The sequence below is a fragment of the Oscillospiraceae bacterium NTUH-002-81 genome, from assembly GCA_032620915.1.
In the GTDB taxonomy this organism is placed as follows: domain Bacteria; phylum Bacillota; class Clostridia; order Lachnospirales; family Lachnospiraceae; genus JAGTTR01.
This window is the reverse complement of record CP136052.1, coordinates 667,440-686,476: the sequence shown is the minus strand read 5'-3', so window position 1 is coordinate 686,476 and position 19,037 is coordinate 667,440. Positions and strand designations below refer to the sequence as shown.

General features: G+C 53.3%; 19 protein-coding genes, 3 pseudogenes and 1 other annotated feature. Of the genes and pseudogenes, 8 read left to right on the top strand and 14 right to left on the bottom strand.

Going from position 1 to position 19,037, the window contains the following annotated elements; all coding sequences use genetic code 11:
* Nucleotides 1-23 precede the first annotated feature (23 nt).
* The 7 genes and pseudogenes from RJD28_03290 to RJD28_03260 all read left to right on the top strand — a co-directional run bounded on the left by RJD28_03290 (nt 24) and on the right by RJD28_03260 (nt 6,781).
* Nucleotides 24-681 (top strand): annotated as a pseudogene (locus RJD28_03290) (helix-turn-helix transcriptional regulator).
* 63 nt (nt 682-744) lie between these two features.
* Nucleotides 745-867 (top strand): hypothetical protein, encoded by a 123-nt coding sequence (locus RJD28_03285; GenBank protein ID WNV58571.1) that lies wholly within the window; start codon nt 745-747, stop codon nt 865-867.
* Nucleotides 868-1,039: 172 nt separating this feature from the next.
* Nucleotides 1,040-2,632: a MobQ family relaxase gene (gene mobQ / locus RJD28_03280; GenBank protein WNV58570.1), complete on the top strand. Its 1,593-nt coding sequence runs from the start codon at nt 1,040-1,042 to the stop codon at nt 2,630-2,632.
* 71 nt (nt 2,633-2,703) lie between these two features.
* On the top strand, nt 2,704-3,348 hold the full coding sequence (locus RJD28_03275) for a CHC2 zinc finger domain-containing protein (protein ID WNV58569.1): 645 nt from the start codon (nt 2,704-2,706) through the stop codon (nt 3,346-3,348).
* 13 nt (nt 3,349-3,361) lie between these two features.
* Nucleotides 3,362-4,660 (top strand): virulence-associated E family protein, encoded by a 1,299-nt coding sequence (locus tag RJD28_03270; GenBank protein WNV59550.1) that lies wholly within the window; start codon nt 3,362-3,364, stop codon nt 4,658-4,660.
* Nucleotides 4,661-4,913: 253 nt separating this feature from the next.
* A complete protein-coding gene (locus RJD28_03265; GenBank protein WNV58568.1) occupies nt 4,914-5,111 on the top strand; it encodes a hypothetical protein in 198 nt (65 codons plus the stop codon).
* Between the two features lie 5 nt (nt 5,112-5,116).
* Nucleotides 5,117-6,781: a recombinase family protein gene (locus tag RJD28_03260; GenBank protein ID WNV58567.1), complete on the top strand. Its 1,665-nt coding sequence runs from the start codon at nt 5,117-5,119 to the stop codon at nt 6,779-6,781.
* Nucleotides 6,782-6,803: 22 nt separating this feature from the next.
* Here the strand turns inward: RJD28_03260 and RJD28_03255 are convergent, their stop codons facing one another.
* Genes RJD28_03255 through RJD28_03245 form a run of 3 tightly spaced genes read right to left on the bottom strand, consistent with a single transcriptional unit; the run spans nt 6,804 to nt 8,606 of the window.
* Entirely contained in the window at nt 6,804-7,022 is a 219-nt protein-coding gene (locus RJD28_03255; protein ID WNV58566.1) for a hypothetical protein, read from the bottom strand.
* Between the two features lie 7 nt (nt 7,023-7,029).
* Nucleotides 7,030-7,833: a hypothetical protein gene (locus RJD28_03250; protein ID WNV58565.1), complete on the bottom strand. Its 804-nt coding sequence runs from the start codon at nt 7,831-7,833 to the stop codon at nt 7,030-7,032.
* The gene (locus RJD28_03245) at nt 7,812-8,606 is read right to left on the bottom strand and encodes an ABC transporter substrate-binding protein (protein ID WNV58564.1); all 795 of its coding nucleotides are present in this window, start codon (nt 8,604-8,606) and stop codon (nt 7,812-7,814) included. Before RJD28_03245 ends, RJD28_03250 begins: the two co-directional genes overlap by 22 nt.
* A 140-nt stretch (nt 8,607-8,746) precedes the next feature.
* Here RJD28_03245 and RJD28_03240 point away from each other — a divergent pair, with 140 nt between their 5' ends.
* Nucleotides 8,747-8,938 carry a hypothetical protein gene (locus RJD28_03240; protein ID WNV59549.1) on the top strand — a complete coding sequence of 64 codons (192 nt, stop codon included), beginning with the start codon at nt 8,747-8,749 and terminating at the stop codon, nt 8,936-8,938.
* 35 nt (nt 8,939-8,973) lie between these two features.
* Here the strand turns inward: RJD28_03240 and RJD28_03235 are convergent, their stop codons facing one another.
* From RJD28_03235 to RJD28_03185, 11 genes and pseudogenes are all read right to left on the bottom strand, one after another.
* Entirely contained in the window at nt 8,974-9,276 is a 303-nt protein-coding gene (locus RJD28_03235) for a septum formation initiator family protein (GenBank protein ID WNV58563.1), read from the bottom strand.
* Nucleotides 9,257-9,688 carry a spore cortex biosynthesis protein YabQ gene (locus RJD28_03230; protein WNV58562.1) on the bottom strand — a complete coding sequence of 144 codons (432 nt, stop codon included), beginning with the start codon at nt 9,686-9,688 and terminating at the stop codon, nt 9,257-9,259. Before RJD28_03230 ends, RJD28_03235 begins: the two co-directional genes overlap by 20 nt.
* A gap of 4 nt (nt 9,689-9,692) precedes the next feature.
* Nucleotides 9,693-9,974, bottom strand: a complete 282-nt coding sequence (gene yabP, locus RJD28_03225; protein WNV58561.1) for a sporulation protein YabP — start codon at nt 9,972-9,974, stop codon at nt 9,693-9,695.
* A gap of 68 nt (nt 9,975-10,042) precedes the next feature.
* Nucleotides 10,043-10,282, bottom strand: coding sequence for an RNA-binding S4 domain-containing protein (locus tag RJD28_03220; protein ID WNV58560.1), 240 nt, complete (start codon nt 10,280-10,282; stop codon nt 10,043-10,045).
* 7 nt (nt 10,283-10,289) lie between these two features.
* Nucleotides 10,290-10,565: an HU family DNA-binding protein gene (locus tag RJD28_03215; GenBank protein WNV58559.1), complete on the bottom strand. Its 276-nt coding sequence runs from the start codon at nt 10,563-10,565 to the stop codon at nt 10,290-10,292.
* A 344-nt stretch (nt 10,566-10,909) separates the two neighbouring features.
* A complete protein-coding gene (locus RJD28_03210) occupies nt 10,910-11,836 on the bottom strand; it encodes a calcium/sodium antiporter (protein WNV58558.1) in 927 nt (308 codons plus the stop codon).
* 103 nt (nt 11,837-11,939) lie between these two features.
* Nucleotides 11,940-13,679 (bottom strand): phospho-sugar mutase, encoded by a 1,740-nt coding sequence (locus tag RJD28_03205; GenBank protein WNV58557.1) that lies wholly within the window; start codon nt 13,677-13,679, stop codon nt 11,940-11,942.
* A 233-nt stretch (nt 13,680-13,912) separates the two neighbouring features.
* Nucleotides 13,913-14,896 carry a CotS family spore coat protein gene (locus tag RJD28_03200; GenBank protein WNV58556.1) on the bottom strand — a complete coding sequence of 328 codons (984 nt, stop codon included), beginning with the start codon at nt 14,894-14,896 and terminating at the stop codon, nt 13,913-13,915.
* Nucleotides 14,897-14,960: 64 nt separating this feature from the next.
* Nucleotides 14,961-16,299, bottom strand: a pseudogene (locus tag RJD28_03195) (CCA tRNA nucleotidyltransferase).
* 130 nt (nt 16,300-16,429) lie between these two features.
* Nucleotides 16,430-17,864, bottom strand: a pseudogene (proS, locus tag RJD28_03190) (proline--tRNA ligase).
* A 142-nt stretch (nt 17,865-18,006) separates the two neighbouring features.
* Nucleotides 18,007-18,217: a binding site (T-box leader), on the bottom strand.
* The gene (locus tag RJD28_03185; GenBank protein WNV58555.1) at nt 18,195-19,037 is read right to left on the bottom strand and encodes an RNA pseudouridine synthase; all 843 of its coding nucleotides are present in this window, start codon (nt 19,035-19,037) and stop codon (nt 18,195-18,197) included. (Overlaps the previous feature by 23 nt.)

Here is a 19,037-nt window from a genome sequence, read left to right as displayed (position 1 = left end):
AAGTGCAAGGGAGGTGCAGTGGCATGGAGCATGATATTGGAAGCAAAATCAAGGCAGCCCGAATCGAGAAAAAAGCTAACACAAGAACAAGTTGCTGAATTATTAGGAGTGAGTCGCCAGACCATTTCAAATTGGGAAAATGAAAAATCCTATCCGGATATCATCAGTGTCATAAAAATGAGCGAATGCTACGATGTCTCTCTTGACTATTTATTGAAGGGAGAACAGAAAATGAAAACCTATTATGATTATCTCGAAGAAAGTACAAATGTTGTGAAAAGCAACGCCAGCAGAAACAAAATTATTACAATTCTTGCTTATCTGTTGATTTGGGCATTTGCAATGATTGTGTTCTGGTTCTTTACAAGCGGAAGCGACGCTATGGGTTACAGTTTGATGTTCCTTTGGATTATTCTTCCTGTAACAACATTTATTGTGTCCGTTGTTATTGGTAAAAACAATTTCTGGGGAAAAGGAAAATGGGCGTTTACCCTTTTCTTTGGTATTATGTATATGTTTGCCGAATATGGCACATTCAAAATGGCAAACAACATTACTTTTAACAAACTGAATGCCCCAGACTTTGGAATGATTATAGCAGGAACGATAATCTCTGCAATCGGTATGTTGGTAGGTTCGCTTTGTAATAAGAAACGCCCTAATCAAAATAAAGAAGAATGAAGTCCCGCAGCAAGTAGCAAAATAGAATCAGCGAAAAATTGAAAGTTGAGGAGGTGCTTGCCTATGAAATGGTATAATGATATGTCTGAACAAGAAAAACGAAGTTTTCAAAAAGTAATTACTATATGTGTAGTAGGTGCAATTTTAATTCTCATTGTTCCTATGGTTTTTCATACTATATTCTAAGTAAGAGATAACTTTCCATTTATCGTGCTATCCATCATCGGGCCACCCTGACCCGAACTTTCAAAACTGAATACCAGCCGCCCACCGGCGGCACCACCGAGCAGGAAATCATGGAACGGTTTCCTGCTTTTTCTTTGCCCGGACGCCGGGAGAAAGGAGGCCACAATCCGTCATGCCACCATGCCCGCACTTTGACCTGAAAATCGTCCAGCGCAGCAAGCGCCAGTCTGCTGTCGCTGCCGCCGCCTACCAGAGCGGGGAACGGCTGTTTTCCGAATACGACCAGAAACAGAAATACTATTCCCATAAAAGCGAAATCGTCCACACCGAAATCGTGCTGCCACCCCACGCCCCGCCGGAGTACGCAGACCGCAATACCTTGTGGAACGCCGCCGAAGCCATAGAAAAACAATGGAACTCCCAGCTTGCCCGGAGACTGGTGCTTGCCATACCGAGGGATATTCTCCCGGCGCAGCAAGCCGACCTTATCCGGGACTACTGCCGGGAGTTTTTTGTTTCCAAAGGCATGATTGCCGACTTTGCCATCCATGACAAGGGGGACGGCAATCCCCACGCCCATATCCTCTTTACCATGCGGGGGATGGACGAACAGGGCAGGTGGCTCCCCAAGAGCCGGAAGGTGTACGACCTTGACGAGAACGGCGAGCGTATCCGGCTCCCGTCCGGGAACTGGAAAAGCCACAAAGAGGACACCGTGGACTGGAACGACCAGAAGTACGCCGAGATATGGCGGCAGGCGTGGCAGGACACGGCGAACCGCTATCTGGAAGCCATCGGCAGCCCGGAACGGCTGAACCTGAAATCCTATGAGCGTCAGGGGATAGATAAAATCCCCACCGTCCACATGGGGCCAGCGGTCAGCTATCTGGAACGGAAAGGCATACAGACCAACATCGGCAACCTGAACCGGGACATCAAAGCCGCCAATTCCCTCATGCAGTCTATCCGGCAGATGGTACACAGCTTAAAGGGCTGGCTGTCCGGCCTGAAAGAGAAAAAGGCGGTACTGCTGAAAGCACTGGAACAGGTAAAGGAGCCGACCATCCCCGAACTGCTTTCCCGGTATCTGGATATGCGGAGCGAGGAACGCACCGGCTGGACTTCCAAGGGGAAGCTAAAGGGAACCGTTGGCGATTTCAACAAGGTCATGGAAGCCCTTGACTTCCTGCGGCAGAAAGAGATTTCCACCGTGGAGAGCCTTGACGCCTATCTGGATAAGGTCAGCGGGGAGATACTTTCCGTCAAGACCGACATAAAAAAATCGGAACGCCGGATAAAGGCCATTGATACCACGCTTTCCCATCTTGCCAACCACGGAGCCTACAAAGAGATTTACAAGAAATACGCTTCCATCGGCTGGAAAACCCGGAAGGAGAAATTTGCCGCCGAACACCGGGAAGAACTGGACGCCTACCTTGCCGCCAACCGTTTCTTCAAAGCCCATCAGGAGGAACTGCCCTTTGATACGAAAGAATTGAAAAAGGAACGGGCGCAGCTTTCCGGGGAACTGTCTGAAAAGAATAAGGGATTGCAGGCGGTTCAGGAGGATATGAAGCTGCTGCGGGATGTGCGGAACTGGATAAACCATGTGTTGCCGCCGGAGCAGCGCCGAGCCGTGGCGGAGCCGGGAAAGAAACCGTCCCTCAACGAACAATTAAGCTGGAACATCGAGGGCGTGAAGCAGCGGGAAGAACAGAAACGCCAGCAGCCCCGCCGCCAGCAAAAACAGGATATGGAACTTTAACCAATCAGGCGCTTGCCATTTTCCCCGTGAGAATGACAAGCGCTTTTCTTATTTTCAGGAGGATTTGCCTATTGAACGTATTTGAAGCCGTGAAGCAGTCTGTTACCACCCGGCAGGCCGCCGAGCATTACGGTATCCGGGTAGGAAGAAACGGGATGTGTGTCTGCCCCTTCCATGACGATAAAAACCCCAGCATGAAGGTTGACCGGCGCTTCCACTGTTTCGGCTGTCAGGCAGACGGGGATGTGATTGACTTTGTTTCCCGTCTGGAAAACGTCAGCCCCAAGGAAGCCGCTCTCATGCTGGCGCAGGACTTCTCCATCCCCTATGAGGACAGGGAGCCACCCGGCAGGAGCCGCCGCCCCCAGCCCCGGCAGGAAAGCCCGGAGCAGCAATTTAAACGCATGGAGCGCCACTGTTTTCAGGTACTGTCCGACTATCGCAATCTGCTGCGCCGCTGGAAGCGGGACTATGCCCCCAAGACGCCGGACGAGGAATGGCACCCGCTTTTCGTGGAAGCCTTGCAGAAACAATCCCATGTGGAATATCTGCTGGATGTGCTGCTGTTCTCCGATATTGAGGAACGGGCTGCCCTGATTGCCAGCTACGGAAAGGAAGTGAGGAACCTTGAGCGGAGAATGGCAGACTTTGCCGCCCGAACTGCGGCAGGCCGTAGAACAGACCATACAAGAAGTCCCGCCACCCCGGAGCGTTGAGGAAGTCAAGGCCATGCTGGAAAGCACCGAGAAAGGCGGCGTTCGCAACAGTATTCAAAACTGCCTGACCGTGTTCCAGCACGACCCCGAACTTTCCGGGGCGGTGGCGAAAAATCTCCTGACCGAGCGCATTGACCTTCTAAAGCCCATCGGCAGGAAACGCAGAACCGGCAGCAAGGCCATGACCGATACGGACATGAAATATATCCGGCTGTATCTGGAAAAGACCTACGGCCTGACAAGCGAGAAAAAGATAGCGGACGCCGCCGATCTTGCGGCAGACGCCAACAGCTACCACCCCATCCGGGACTACCTAAGCGGCCTTGTCTGGGACGGGAAAGAGCGTATCCGCTGCTGCCTGCGGCACTTTCTGGGAGCCGACACGGACAATTACACCTTCCAATCGCTGCGGCTGTTCCTGCTGGGAGCCATCCACCGGGCGTTCTGCCCCGGCTGTAAATTTGAGGTCATGCTCTGTCTGGTTGGCGGCCAGGGAGCCGGGAAATCCACCTTCTTCCGGCTGCTGGCTGTAAAAGACGAGTGGTTTTCCGATGATTTGCGGAAGCTGGACGATGATAACGTGTACCGTAAGCTACAAGGCCACTGGATTATTGAAATGTCGGAGATGATTGCCACCGCCAACGCCAAGAGCATAGAGGAAATCAAGTCATTTTTAAGCCGCCAGAAGGAGGTCTATAAAATCCCCTACGAAACCCACCCGGAGGACAGGCTGCGCCAGTGCGTGTTCGGCGGGACTTCCAACGCCCTGGACTTTCTGCCCCTTGACCGTTCCGGGAACCGGCGCTTCCTGCCGGTCATGGTCTACCCCGAACGGGCCGAGGTACACATTTTGGACGATGAAGCCGCTTCCAGAGCCTATATTGAACAGGTATGGGCGGAAGCCATGACAACCTACAAAAGCGGCGATTTTAAGCTGTCTTTTACCCCCGAAATGATACAGTACCTCAAAGAACACCAGCGGGATTTCATGCCGGAGGATACCAAGGCCGGGATGATACAGGCGTACCTTGACCGCTACACCGGCAGCGCCGTATGCTCCAAGCAGCTTTTCAAGGAAGCCTTAAACCACCCCTTTGACGAACCGAAACAATGGGAAATCCGGGAAGTCAACGACATCATGAACCACGGTATCACGGGATGGAAGTATTTCTCCAATCCCCGGATATTTGAAGGATACGGCAGGCAAAAGGGCTGGGAACGGGAAACCCCGGCAACGGGCGCTGACAACGGGCGTGAAAAAACGCCGGACGGATTTGTGGAAGTCACGGAGCAGATGGAGCTTCCCTTCTGAAAAATCCGGGGAAATGACAGCCGGTTGCCGACCCCGTTGCTATCCCGTTGCCGGGCCGGTTGCCGGGAAAAAGCCCGTAACTGCGGGCTTTTCTCCCCTCTGACAACCAAAGCAACAGAAAAATAAAAGAAAAAGTAAATAAACAGTAACCCGCCAGACAGAGATTGTTTTCAAGGTTTTTTGAAGCCCGTTGCCGGACTTCGTTGCCGACCCTCTCCTGTCTGGCTTATTTCATTTATGGAGGTAACTGCCTATGGCAAAAAGCAAAACTGAAATCCATGTCACAACGGTATTTGACGGCGAACTGGACGCTACGGACGTTTTCGTGAGCCTGATTGCACAGAAATACAGCCAGAGAAATGATAAAGAATATCTTGCGAAAAAGCAAGATTTAGAGTATAATAAAGACAAGGTTCAGAGTGACCGTGTTCCGTCTGGATTGTGCGGGTAACGGTTATGATGAACGGATTTGAATATACAGGCGTAGACGCAATACTGGCAGGCAGCTTCCGGGCGGCTATCTATTGCAGGCTTTCCAAGGACGATGACCTTGACGGGGAGAGCGCCAGTATCGCAAACCAGCGGGCTATGCTGGAAACCTACTGCGAGAAGCAGGGATGGGAGGTTGTTGCAGTCTATCAGGACGATGGCTACACGGGGCTGAACATGGAGCGCCCCGACCTGAAACGGATGTTGAAAGCCATCGAGCGCAGGCAGATAAACCTTGTGGTCACGAAAGACCTGTCCAGACTGGGTAGGAATTACTTGCAGACCGGCTTCCTGATTGAAGATTTCTTCCCCCGCAACGGCGTGCGGTATATCGCCATGAATGACGGTATCGACACCATGCGGGACAACAACGACATTGCGCCGTTCAAGAACATCCTCAACGAGATGTACAGCAAGGACATTTCCAAGAAGGTTCATTCCTCTTATCTGCTGAAAGCGCAGAAAGGCCAGTTTACCGGCTGCCTTGCCCCCTTCGGGTATCGGAAAGACCCGGAGGACAAAAACCATCTGCTGATTGATGAGGAAACGGTCCCCATTGTCCGGCGTCTGTTTGCGTGGGCGCTGGAAGGACACGGCCCCAACTACATCCGGCGCAGGCTGGAAGAAGAAAAAATCCCATGCCCGACCTACTGGAACCGGGTGCGGGGCTTTCGGAACGTGTCAACCAAGTGGGAAAAGAAAGACCCGGTCAACGGGCGGTATATGTGGGACTTCTCCGTGATTAAGGACATCCTGATGAACCCCGTCTACACCGGCGCTATCGCTTCCCAGAAGAAGGAATACCGCTTCAAAATCGGCACTATCGGGGAAAAGAAGCCGGAGGACTGGATTGTGGTGGAGAACCAGCATGAGCCGCTTGTTGACCGCAAGACCTTTGACATCGTGCAGCGCAAGCTGAAATCCCGGCAGCGCCCCCGCCAGACCGGGGAAATCAGCCTGTTTGCGGGGCTTATCAAGTGCGGCGAGTGCGGGAAGTCGCTGACGATCCGCTACACCAACGACAAGCACCCGAAGCAGATTTATTCCTGTAAGACCTACAACGCCTACGGGAAACAGCACTGTACCCAGCACCGGGTTGAGTACGACACCCTTTACAGCCTTGTGCTGAACAAAATCCGGGAGTGCGCCAGAGCCGCCCTGATGGACGGGGAAGCCGTTGCCGGGAAGCTGTCCGACACCTGCGAAGCCGAGCAGAAAGGCCAGCGGGAAGCGTTGGAACGCTCCCTTGCCAAAGACGAGGAACGCATTGACGTTCTGGAAAAGATGGTTCTGCGGCTGTATGAGGACATGGTTGCCGGACGTATCAGCGAAGCGAACTTCAATCTGCTGATGGAAAAGACGCAGGCGGAACAGGCCGAGTTGAAAGCAAAGGTCACGGAAGGCCGGAAGAAGCTGGCCGATGAAATCCGGCTTGCGTGTGACGCCCGCCAATGGGTGGAAGCCATTCAGGAATACGCCGACATCACGGAACTGGACGCCGCCACCTTAAACCGCCTGATTAAAGAAATCGTTGTCCATGAGAGCATAGACAGCGATAAGACAAGACACATTTCTATCGAAATTCATTTCAATCTCAAACCCATCCCGGAGGTGGAGCAGGTCACAGCCTGACCTGCCCCCGCCGGGGCGGTTCTTAAAAACTCCATAGATATTTCTTGACACGCCGCCGCCCGCCATCGAGCCGTTTTCCTACACCTATTTGGGTATGAAACATTTTATCAATATAGGCACTGTAAAATCTCAGAAATGCAAACACACTGATCAGCACAGCCAGTAAAGCTGCCATAACAAGCCAAAGGATTGACCGGCGGCTCTTTCTCCCGGCATCAGCGTCTTTCATTGATTTCCCCATGTTTTTCCTACTCCCAAACAATATCCTCTGCACTCAAAGTTTCAAACTGGCTCAGATATTCTCTCGCAGCATCCAGTCCAAACACACCGCTGTCCGTAAATCCTCCTGCTGCTTCCGCCACTTCCTCTGTCGCACCGCACACCGGAATGGTATATGTGGTATCATCGTCCAGTTCCATACCGCCCTTTGTCACAAGCACATACGGGAACGGATTGCCATTGCCATACGCATCATATCCGGCTGCGGCCAGTTCTTTGATCTGAGATCCGGTCATAGTGAGTGTCCGGATATTATCATGCCAGCCCGTCGGGAATACAGAAACGATCTCCTCGTCGCCTGTCGGCAGCGGGAACAGATTGCCGCTGACTCCCTGAGCATTCATCTTATTGGTCTCCAGATTATAATTCCATTCGTTGACAGAAATCAGCGCCGCATCCGCCCCTGTGGCTTCTCCGAAACAGATACCAACCAGCTTCGCACAGTCCTCCGTGCTGATCGTCTCTGTCACTGTCGTATAATAAGGTGTGATATCTTCCGTCACCAGATGCTGGCTCTCATCAAAGCATGCGATCACCTCATCCAATGTGGCATTGCCGCAGATGTAATCAATCATCTTCTCGCCCATAGGCACAGCCAGATTTTCCCAGCCGGAATAAATAAAGGGCGCCGTATGGCCGGTGTTCAGCTCCTCCAGCATATCTGCATAATAGCTGTCCTCCCCGGCGTTCCAGTCCTTCAGCGGCAGTAGACGGGCATTCACCTGGGTCGGCTCCAGGGATTCCAGACCTTCTACCGTGGAAAGCACCTCCATGACATGAAGGGCATCTTCCAGCGTTCCAGCAAATGCAGGGTCTCCATCATCTCCGGCGTATCTGCCACCGTTGTCTCGCCCTTTAAGAACTTCTCCTGCCAGGCAAGTCCGTCAAGGGTACTTAAGAAACCGGTATCCGCGATGTTGCACAGATACTGGAACCCATAACCGGGATACTGCAGCTGGCAGCGGCTGAAAATATACCCTGCATCCTCTACCTGCTGCTTCAGTTCTTCCATCTCATCCAGATTCGTCGGCAGCGCCCAGCCGTTTTTCTCCAGCAATGTTTTATTATACGTAATGCCCAGTGCACTGTAACCCTGCGGCAGCATATAAATGCCGCCATCATATGTCACCTCACGCAGACGGGACTGGGTATAATTGTCTGTAAACTCATAAGCAGACAAATCCAGGAAATCTTCCTCATCGTCATACCGCCCCGGCGTATAAAACGATGTAAAATAGATATCCGTCATCTGTCCGGACAGGCGCATATCCTTCATATAGGCAGAGGTGTTCTGTCCGTTATAAGGGATGATCTCCAGATTGATCTCCGGATATTTCTCATGAACCAGATCAGAGAATGCAGACATGTTCCGATACGGTGCATTCATGGTAATGACCGGGTGATCGCTCTCCTCAGCACTGGCACTGCTGTTGTCCTCACTGTTGTTGTCTGTTCCCGCAACCGTGTCCGTGCGACCGCATCCGGCCAGCAGCGATACCGTGCATGCCGCTGCCAGCAATGCACACAGAAGTTTTCGTCTCTGCATTCTTTTTCTCCTTTTCCTTTGTATGACCATCAAATTTACATACAATTTCAAAATTTAACGACATTTTTACAAAATAATTATATACCCCCCAGACCGCCGCGCAACAGAAATCGGACAAAATTTCAGTTCACCCGCTCCATCTGTCACATCCTTATGATGCCTACGAATTGCTTCGTGCTTCGCACTTTCACAATTCTACCTGTCATTCGCATATCGTGGGATTTCCATCCCACTTTTATGCTCATGTCAGGGCGGATCTCAAGGTCTTGCATCCACCTATGAGCAAGCTCACGTGGATGCAGACTTTTCGATCCTGGCATCACAAAAAATAGAACAGCCGCACATATTTTCCGAATGCACAGCTGTTCTACTTGTCTGCCTTATAAATGGTCTCATTGGGGTACACCAACCCCAGCTTCTCCCGCGCGACCTCCTCCACATACTTCTTCGTCTGCATGTACTTGCGCTGCTCCTCAATGTCCTGGGTTCTGTCCTTCTCCGCTTCAATGTCCGCTTCCAGCGCAGCTTCCCTGGCCTCATAACTCTCCGCCCTGGCCTGGAGACGCGTTCCCTGCACGAACATGACGCCGAGGAGAATACAGACCGAAAGAAACATCAGGAAGCACGCCCTGCGGCCGCCCGAGGCTTTCTTAGTCTTTCTCTTTGCCATCTCTTCTACCCGCTTCACCCTTAAAGTTATATACCATCATTGTAAAAGGTTTCACAATTTTTTTCAATGTGTTTTTTACGATTTCCATGATTTTTCTGAAACCATGGGCCAGCTTCATACCAAGCCACATGACCGGCGGGCTGAACGCCCGGTGATAGGCCAGCATGCCAAGCAGTACGCCGACAATGGCATACCCCCGCACGGCGCCGCTGTTTTCCCGGTACAGCATGTGAAAAATAAACAGCGCATCAAACACCCAGTAGAACAGGTCTTCCGCCCCTTCGGCCACCGTTTTGTGGGGCACAAACAGCCGGAAAATCCTGATTCCATCGTAGACCGCCAGAAGGAACCCACCGCACAGAAGGGAGTGGAGAAACAGCATCAGCTCCTCCCGGATCAAAAGCTGCGTCAAGCCGTCAGCCGAACAGACGGCTTAAAATGGAAGTACCGGTGGGTTTGGCAACGGAATCCGAATAGGTCAGGCTGTCGATCTTGCCCTCAACGTCCACCTCGCCCTTTTCCAGCGTCAGCCGGTTCACGTGCAGGTCACTGCCCCTGATCATGAGCATCCCCTGATCCGTCTCCAGCAAAATCTCCGTCAGGTCAAAGGAAAGCACATCCACCACGCCGGTGACCGTCCCCGTCCGTCTCCCTTCCACCGTCAGCCGGTGGGCTTTTCCCGCCATCCGTTCTTCCATATAAAAAATCCCCCTGTCCATTTATGCTGTTCTCATAAATTATATTAGGGGGATTCTTATCTTATGACTTATAAATATTCGTACATATCCTTGGCCTCTTCCTTCCGCACCGTCTCCTGTACGTTCAGAACTCTGGCCTTCACGGATCTTGTCCCGAATAAAATCTCAATGACATCGCCTTCCTTGATGTTCAGGGAGGCCTTGGCGGGCTTGTCATTCACCAGCACACGCCCGGCATCGCATGCCTCATTGGCTACGGTACGCCGCTTGATCAGTCTTGAGACCTTCAGAAATTTATCTAATCTCATGATTTGATTATGCGTTGATTGCATCCTTTAATGCTTTGCCGGCTTTGAACTTCGGAGCCTTGGAAGCTGCAATCTGCATCGGCTGTCCGTTAGCAGGATTTCTTCCCTCTCTTGCTGCTCTCTCAGAAACCTCGAAAGTACCAAAGCCAACGAGCTGGATCTTCTCACCCTTCTTTAACTCCTCAGCTACAACATCAACGAAAGCCTTTAATGCCTTCTCGGCGTCCTTCTTGGATAATTCTGTTCTCTCAGCAACGGCTGCTACTAACTCAGCTTTGTTCATGGTAATTCCTCCTTAAAAAATACTCAAATTATCTAATAAAGTGAAGGTGCACGCACCCTGCTTTTATTATGCTTAAAACCTACATGCTTATTTATACCTGTTTTACGGGCATTTGTCAAGGAAATTAGGTCAAGTTCAGCTATTCTTTCATGAAATCTGAACACCGTGCTTGCACGGGTGGGCAGTTTCATGAAAGAATAAGCAGAGCGCCAGGTAATGAGCAGAAATCAGCTGCGTAAGCAGCGAAAAGCATCGCAGATGCGATTCTGCGAATGGCGCGACTGAACTTGACTGCGCCCCGCTCGCATGTAAGACCAGTTATGTGAAAACGAATATAATGAGTGCTATAATTGAATAACACAATACGCCCCATAGATCACCAGCAGCAGCGCTCCCTGCCACCGGTAGCCTCTCTTTTTCACCAGGATCGGCACGGCCAGCAGCAGCATCACCCCGATGCCCAGCGGAATGTCCACAGATGCCACCTGGGGTGTCACCGGGATGCCGCGGATGGCGGCAGGAATGCCGATGACCAGCAGCAGGTTCAGCAGGTTGGCGCCGATGATGTTGCCCAGGGATACATCCTCATATCCCTTGATCAGGGCATTGATGGCGGTTACCAGCTCCGGCAGGGAGGTGCCCAGGGCAATGAAGGTGACGGCGATGACCCGCTCCGGCACATGGAGTGCCTGAGCCAGCAGAATGCCGTTGTCCACCAGCAGGTTGGCGCCCTCGAACAACAGCGCCGCACACACCACCAGGGTCACCAGCGGACGCACAAAGCCGCCGTCCGGTTTGATCCCCTCTTCCTGTTCTTCTTCCTCCGCGGAACGGATGCTGATGAGGGCATATACCACGAAGCCCAACAGCAGGGTGATGCCCGTTACTCTGCCAAACCGTCCCTTCACCGCAGCGTCCGCCATAAGAAACAGGGCAAACAGGACAAAATAAACGATCCGCCAGCGAAAGGTCCTGGCCTCTGCATTTTTGGTCGGCCGCACCAGCTGTCCCACTGCAGCGATCAGAGCGGTATTACAGATGATGGAGCCAAAGGCATTGCCCGCTGCAATGTCCGAGGATCCCTGCAGCGCTGCTGTGGTGGATACGAGGATCTCCGGCAGCGTCGTTCCCAGGCTGACGATGGTGGCACCCACCACCAGCTGGGGAATGCCCAGTTTTCTTGAAATTTCCACGGCAGCATCCACAAAACGGTCACCGCCGAACATGATCAACAAAAGACCGATCACAAATAAAACTACGGTCATCAGCATTTTTTCTTCCTCCGGTTTCTTTCTCTTCTTGTCTTTCTTTTCCGTCAGTTTTCAGGTTCAAAACGGGACTTCTGCACGTTTCGCAAAAGTCCCGTTCCTCATTCTAAAGCATTTTGTTGATCATTGCAAGTACTGCTTCTCCCATTTCCTCAGATAATTTATCTGCCTCTGCCAGAGAAGCGCCCTTCACGCCATAGTAGAACTTCACCTTCGGCTCGGTGCCGGAAGGCCGGACGCATAACCATGCATCCTGATCCAGCTCGTAGTACAGCACGTTGGATGTGGGAAGCCCCGTGGGATGTACCTCGCCGGTAGCCAGATCGGTCACCGTATCCTCCCGGTAATCCCGGACTGCCTGTACGGTCCAGCTGCCGATCTTCTTCGGGGATTCCTGACGCAGCGTCTCCAGAATTTCCTTGATCTTCGCCAGTCCCTCCATGCCTTTCAGCTCAATGGATTTGATGGCATCCTTATAATAGCCATATTTCTCATAGAGAGAAAGCATGGCATCCCAGAGGGTCATGCCCTTGGTCTTGTAGTAAGCGGCAGCCTCCGCCAGTGCCATGGTCGCCACGATGGCATCTTTATCTCTGGCATGGGTGCCGATGAGACAACCGTAGCTCTCCTCCAGGCCAAACAGGTAAGTACCCTTGCCCGTTGTCTCAAATTCCAGAATCTTCTGACCGATGTATTTGAAGCCGGTGAGCACCTCGATAAGCTGGATGCCGTAAGCCTTCGCAATGGCATCTGCCATGTTGGTCGTCACGATACTCTTCACCAGGGCCCCGTCCGCAGGAAGCTTGCCGCCTGCCATCTCTTTTCTCTGACCGATCTCATAATCTGCCAGCAGACAGCCGGACATATTTCCGGTGAGGGCATGATATTCACCGGTTTTCGCATCCTTCACGTAGACACCCAGCCTGTCCGCATCGGGATCGGTAGCCAGCACCAGATCGGCGTCCACTTCCTTTGCCAGCTTCAGTCCCAGCGTAAATGCCTCTGCGGCCTCCGGGTTCGGATAGCTGACCGTCGGGAACTCGCCGTCCGGCAGCTCCTGCTCCGGCACCACGTACACGTGCTCGAAGCCGATCTCCCGCAGCACTCTGCGTGCCGGGATGTTGCCGGTGCCGTGAAGGGGTGTGTATACAATGCGGATATCTTTCTGCGCCGCATCGATGGCATCCTGATGGATCACCTGGCTTTTCAGCTCTGCGATGTACGGATCATCGATGTCGCTGCCGATGTTCTGATACAGACCGGCCGCCTTTGCCGCAGCCTTGTCCATGGTTTTCACCTGGTTATAATCTGCCACCGCGCGTACCTCTGCCATAATGCCGGTGTCGTGGGGCGGGGTGATCTGTGCGCCGTCCTCCCAGTACACTTTATAGCCGTTGTATTCCGGCGGGTTGTGGCTGGCGGTGATGTTGATGCCTGCGATGCAGTGCAGCTTACGCACGGCGTAGGAAAGCTCCGGTGTGGGGCGCAGAGATTCAAACACATACGCCCGGATGCCGTTGGCCGCCAGACAAAGCGCCGCCTCGTCTGCAAATTCCGGAGACATTCTTCTGGAATCAAAAGCGATGGCCACGCCGCGCTCCTGTCCGTTCACTGCGCAGATGTAGTTCGCCAGTCCCTGGGTCGTCTTGCGTACGGTATAAATGTTCATGCGGTTCGTTCCTGCACCGATCACGCCCCGCAGTCCTGCGGTTCCGAATTCCAGATCTGTGTAAAAACGCTCGCGGATCTCGTTATCATCATTGGCAATGGAGCGAAGCTCCTCTTTCGTCGCCTCATCAAAATAAGGGTTCTCAAGCCAGTCGTTGTATGCCTGTCTGTAGTCCATTGGTATTACCTCCCTGTAATCGTGCACCAGTTCTGCGGTTCACCTTTTTGATAGGTTTATTATACTATACTCCTGTAAAAAAAGGAACTTACGCTTTCATAAAAATTCACCGACAGACAAAACACTTTCGACAAATTTTCTCAATGGTAAGCTGTTATTCCCATCAAAGATTCACCCCATCTACTAAAAAACAGCCTGTGGCGTTTCATCCGGTTTTCGAGTTATCATGATATCTAATCCATTCGTCTCAGGAAATCCTCTTTTTTCTTTTCCTGCCGGATGAGAATGTCCAGCTTCTCCTTCGTCCGGTCGGGGATCCAGGATTTCCGGCTGTTGTAGTAATGGTTGGTGATCTTCCAGAATTTCTCCGGGTAGGAGAGCCGCAGCCGCACATATTCCCGCTCGTCGTCGGACAGGGGGAGCACCCCATCGTACCAGCTCATGATCTGCAGGCCGATCCGCGGATTCCAGTCCCATTTTTCCATGACTTTTCGCATAAAATCATACAGATCCGACAGCTGCACGCCCACATGGCAGCGGTCAAACTGCAGGAGCACCGTTTTTCCTCCCGAAAAAAGCACATTGTGCTGATGAAAGCTGCCATGGCACACCCGCCCCTCCTGCACCGCCCGGGCGTACAGATTTCCGTAGGCAGACTGAGCCAGCGCCTCCGCCGCCCGGGCGCCTTTTTCATAAAATTCCGGATAACACTGCAAAAAAGCGGCCTCAAAATCGGTCTTTCCCCGGCGGCTCCGCACATAAGAGCGAGTTTTTCGCATTTCCCGGTTGTGCCGCTCCAGAATGCCGGAAACGTCCTGCACAAAATCCGCCGCCTCCACCCCCTCCGGCAGTGCGATGCCCCGGCAGCACCGGTGCAGCCGGGCCAGGCATTCCACCGCTTTTTTCACCTGGTCTTCCTCCCGCAGGCTGCATTCTTTTCCCTCATACCAGACACGCACCACGAAGGGACGCTCCTCCCGATCCTTCGATGTGAGGCCGCCCTCTTTATTTTTTACAATAAAATCCGCCAGAAACCCTTCCCCGCGCAGATGCTCCAGCAGGCTGTCCTGAAATTGCAGCTTCCGCTGGGAGCCGCTGTATTCCCGCAGCGATAAAAGCCCCTGATCTGTGTCCAGAATCCGCGCGTCCCGCCCGCGATAGCTGTTATTTACCTGAAAATCATACTGCTCCAGCACCTCTGTTTTCGTATCTTCCACGCAAAATCCCCCCGCAATCTCTTGATGTTCTTTTCATCTTATGAGACTGTGGGGGGAAGTATGATTACAGCTCTTCGGTTTTTGCAGGAAGCCGGGACAGCAGATATTCCCGGGTATTGTGCGCCGGGTGCACCAGCACGTCCGCCAGCAGTTTTTCCAGGATCTCGCCGATCCGGGGGCCGGGACGGATGCCCGCCGCAATGAGATCCCTGCCGCCGACGGCCAGTGTTTTCAGGGACAGGCAGTCACCCGCTGCCAGCACTTCCTCATAAATCCGGCGGCTCCGGTCCAGGGAAGCCTGTTTTTCTTCCCGCTGGTACGTGCTCTGGGCGTCCATGTCCGCCTGTTTCACCGGAAACAGCAGGGGGATAAATGTCCCCGCCCACCAGGTGTACTGCCTGGCGCACTTCCGCAGGGGTGTCGCCCAGATCCAGATCATGCCACCGCACGATCCGCGTCACATGGGAAATGGTGTCGTTGTCGAATTTCAGCCGGTGCAGGATCTCCGATGCCAGCCGGGCACTTTCCTTTGGATGGCCGTAAAAATGATCGATTCCCTTGGCGTCCGTGGACAGGCACAGTGGTTTCCCAAAATCATGAAACAGCATGCCCAGCCGCAGATACCGGTCAGCCGGTACGCAGGTCAGCGCTTTCAGCGTATGCTCGCCCACGGTGAAACAGTGGTGGGGATTGTGCTGCTCGGTGTCCATCATGGCATCAAATTCCGGCAGGATCACCGCCGTGATGTCCAGCTCCCAGGCAGTCCGCAGCGTGTCCGGATGGGCAGACAGCAGCAGCTTCACCAGCTCCGTCTGGATCCGCTCCGCACTGATCTGGCGCAGGTTGCCTGCCAGCAGCCGCACCGCCTGTCTCGTATTTCCCTCAATGGAAAATCCCAGCTGGGCCGAAAAGCGCACCGCCCGCAGCATCCGCAGGGCATCCTCGCCAAACCGCTCCTTCGGGTCACCCACGCAGCGGATGATGCCCTTCTGCAGATCCTCATAGCCGCCGAAGCAGTCCTTCAGTCCGGTTTTCTCATTGTATGCCATGGCATTGATGGTAAAATCCCGGCGTTTCAGGTCTTCTTCCAGATTGGAGGTGAAGGTCACCTCTGACGGGTGGCGGCTGTCCGCGTAGTCCCCGTCGATCCGGTAAGTAGTCACCTCGTAGCCCACATGATCCAGGATCACCGTCACCGTACCGTGCTGGATGCCGGTGTCCACCGTTTTGCGGAAAATGGCTTTGACCTGCTGGGGCGCCGCAGATGTGGTGATGTCCCAGTCTCCCGGGGTACGGCCCAGCAGCGTGTCCCGCACACAGCCGCCCACCGCGTAGGCTTCATAGCCGTGGGATTCCAGCTTCTGTATAATGGTTTTCACGTGCTCCGGCAGTTCCATCCGCATCCCGACGCCTCCTTTTCATTGCTCTTATTACGATACCTTCGAATTGTTCCGTGCTTCGCACTCCCACAATTCTACTCACTATTCGCATATCTATCGTGGAATTTTCATTCCACTTATATACTTTTATTGATTAATATGCTTTGCCCCAGTATACCATCTTCTTGGCGGGACGACCGCAGCATACGCACTTGTCGGAAAGCTTCTCCTGTGCAAACGGCATGCAGCGGGAGGTTGCTGTGGTATCTTCCCTTGATCTTGTCCTCGCAGGCCTGATCGCCGCACCACATGGCTTTCACAAAGCCCGGACGGTTCTCGATGGTATCCTTGAACTCTTCATAAGTCGTTGCTGTGTAGGTGTGATTGTCTCTGTGTGCTCTTGCGCGCTCCAGCATATCCTTCTGCATCTGCTCTAACAGCTCGCCCACCTTCGCATTGAGCTCGGTGAGGGCAACCACGCACTTCTCTCCATTGTCACGGCGAACAATGACTGCCTGGCCTGCCTCAATATCCTTCGGGCCGATCTCCACACGAAGCGGGATGCCGCGCATCTCCTGCTCACTGAACTTCCAGCCGGGGCTCTTGTCGGTGTCGTCTACTTTGACGCGATAGTTGGAAAGCATGGCTTTCAGCTCCTGTGCCTTCTCCAGAACGCCCTCTTTGCGCTGCTGGATCGGGATGATCATGACCTGGGTCGGTGCGATGCGAGGTGGCAGCACAAGGCCGCTGTTGTCGCCGTGTACCATGATGATGGCGCCGATCATACGGGTGGTCATGCCCCAGGATGTCTGGTGCACATACTGTAATTTGTTGTCCTTGTCGGTGTACTGGATGCCGAAGGCTTTTGCAAAGCCGTCGCCGAAATTGTGGCTGGTACCAGACTGCAGTGCCTTGCCGTCATGCATCAGGGACTCGATGGTGTAAGTTGCCTCTGCGCCTGCGAATTTCTCCTTCTCGGTCTTCTGGCCGCGGATCACCGGGATCGCCAGCACTTCCTCACAGAAATCTGCGTACAGGTTCAGCATCTGGATGGTTCTTGCCTCTGCTTCCTCTGCGGTTGCGTGAGCGGTATGGCCCTCCTGCCACAGGAACTCTCTGGAACGCAGGAACGGACGGGTGGTCTTCTCCCAGCGAACAACGGAACACCACTGGTTGTATACCTTCGGCAGGTCACGGTAGGACTGGATGAGATTTTTGTAAAAATCACAGAACAGCGTCTCAGAAGTCGGACGGACACACAGGCGCTCCGGCAGATCCTCCAGGCCGCCCTTGGTCACCCAGGCAACCTCCGGCGCAAAGCCTTCTACGTGATCCTTCTCTTTCTCCAGCAGGCTCTCCGGGATAAACAGGGGCATGTATACATTCTCCACCCCTGTCTCCTTGAACCGACGGTCCAGCTCCTTCTGAATATTTTCCCAGATGGCATAACCGGCGGGTTTGATGATCATGCAGCCTTTTACGCTGGAATAATCGGTCAGCTCGGCCTTCTTTACCACGTCCGTATACCACTGTGCGAAATCCACATCCATGGATGTGATCGCTTCTACTAATTTCTTATCCTTTGCCATGTCTTTACTCCTTTATTTTTATTCTTTGTTCTTTTTCCCTTATCCTTTTGTGATACCTCATCTGCTTGTGAGCAAGCTCACGCAGATTCAGACCTTTCGACCCTGGTATCACATAAAGGGGATGCTAACGAGCTGATACCCGGTAAGGGACCGGCTGCGCCGGCGGTACCACCCTCGTTAACATCCCCACAAGTTCTGGTCTGATGTTCACTTTATGCCCGTAACGCTGGACTGCGCCGCATCTTCTGCGAGGCTCCAAGGCCGGTTCCAGATGGCTTCCGCGGAAACTTTCACCTGCCGTTTCCTCTCTGTGGCGTGCCGTTGTCTGTACTATTCCTCTTCACTGCCTGTATCACATGATATTAGATATTTTATGCCCGGTTCGGGCAGTTTGTCAACCCCAAACGCCGCAAAAGCCAGATTGTTCGGCCGACAGGAGACGCACAATCGCTGTCCTGTCACCGGATGGGTGAAGGTCAGGGAACAGGCGCAGAGGGCAGGTGTGTCTTTCAAAACACCGTGCCGCCGTCCGGGAGCAATCGTCAGATTTTCTGTCGCATTCTCGACAACTTGAGATGATGCACAGACACTGCCATTCCCCGCTTCCTGTACCGCATTCGACATACTGCCGTATTTATTATCCCCCACAAGGGACGTTCCCGCGTGGGCAAACTGTACCCGGATCTGATGGTGGCGGCCGGTATGCAGATGGATTTCCACCAAAGACTGTTTCGCTTCCGTTGTCTGTACCGACAGTATCCTGTAATCCAGCGAAGCTTTCTTCGCTCCCGGCGTCTTTCTGTCCACCACCCGGGAGGTGTTGGTCTTGCCATCCCGCAGCAGGAAGTCTGTCAGCTGCCCTTCCACTTTTGGCAACACGCCCCGGGTGACAGCCACGTAGGTTTTCTGCATGTCGGTGCCTGCTGCCTGGGCGCTCAAAGCTGCCGCAGCCTCTTTTGTCCGGGCCAGCACCATGACGCCCTCCACCGGCTGATCCAGTCGATGCACCACACCGATGTACGTGCCTGCGCCCTGTCCTGCCTGCCAGGTACGCAGCAGGCTTTCCAGATCTTTTTCTCCCATTTTCTTTGTCTGAACGGCCAGACCGGCGGGCTTGTACACCACGACGATGGCGTCATCCGCATACAGCAGCAGATTTTTCCCGCGATACAT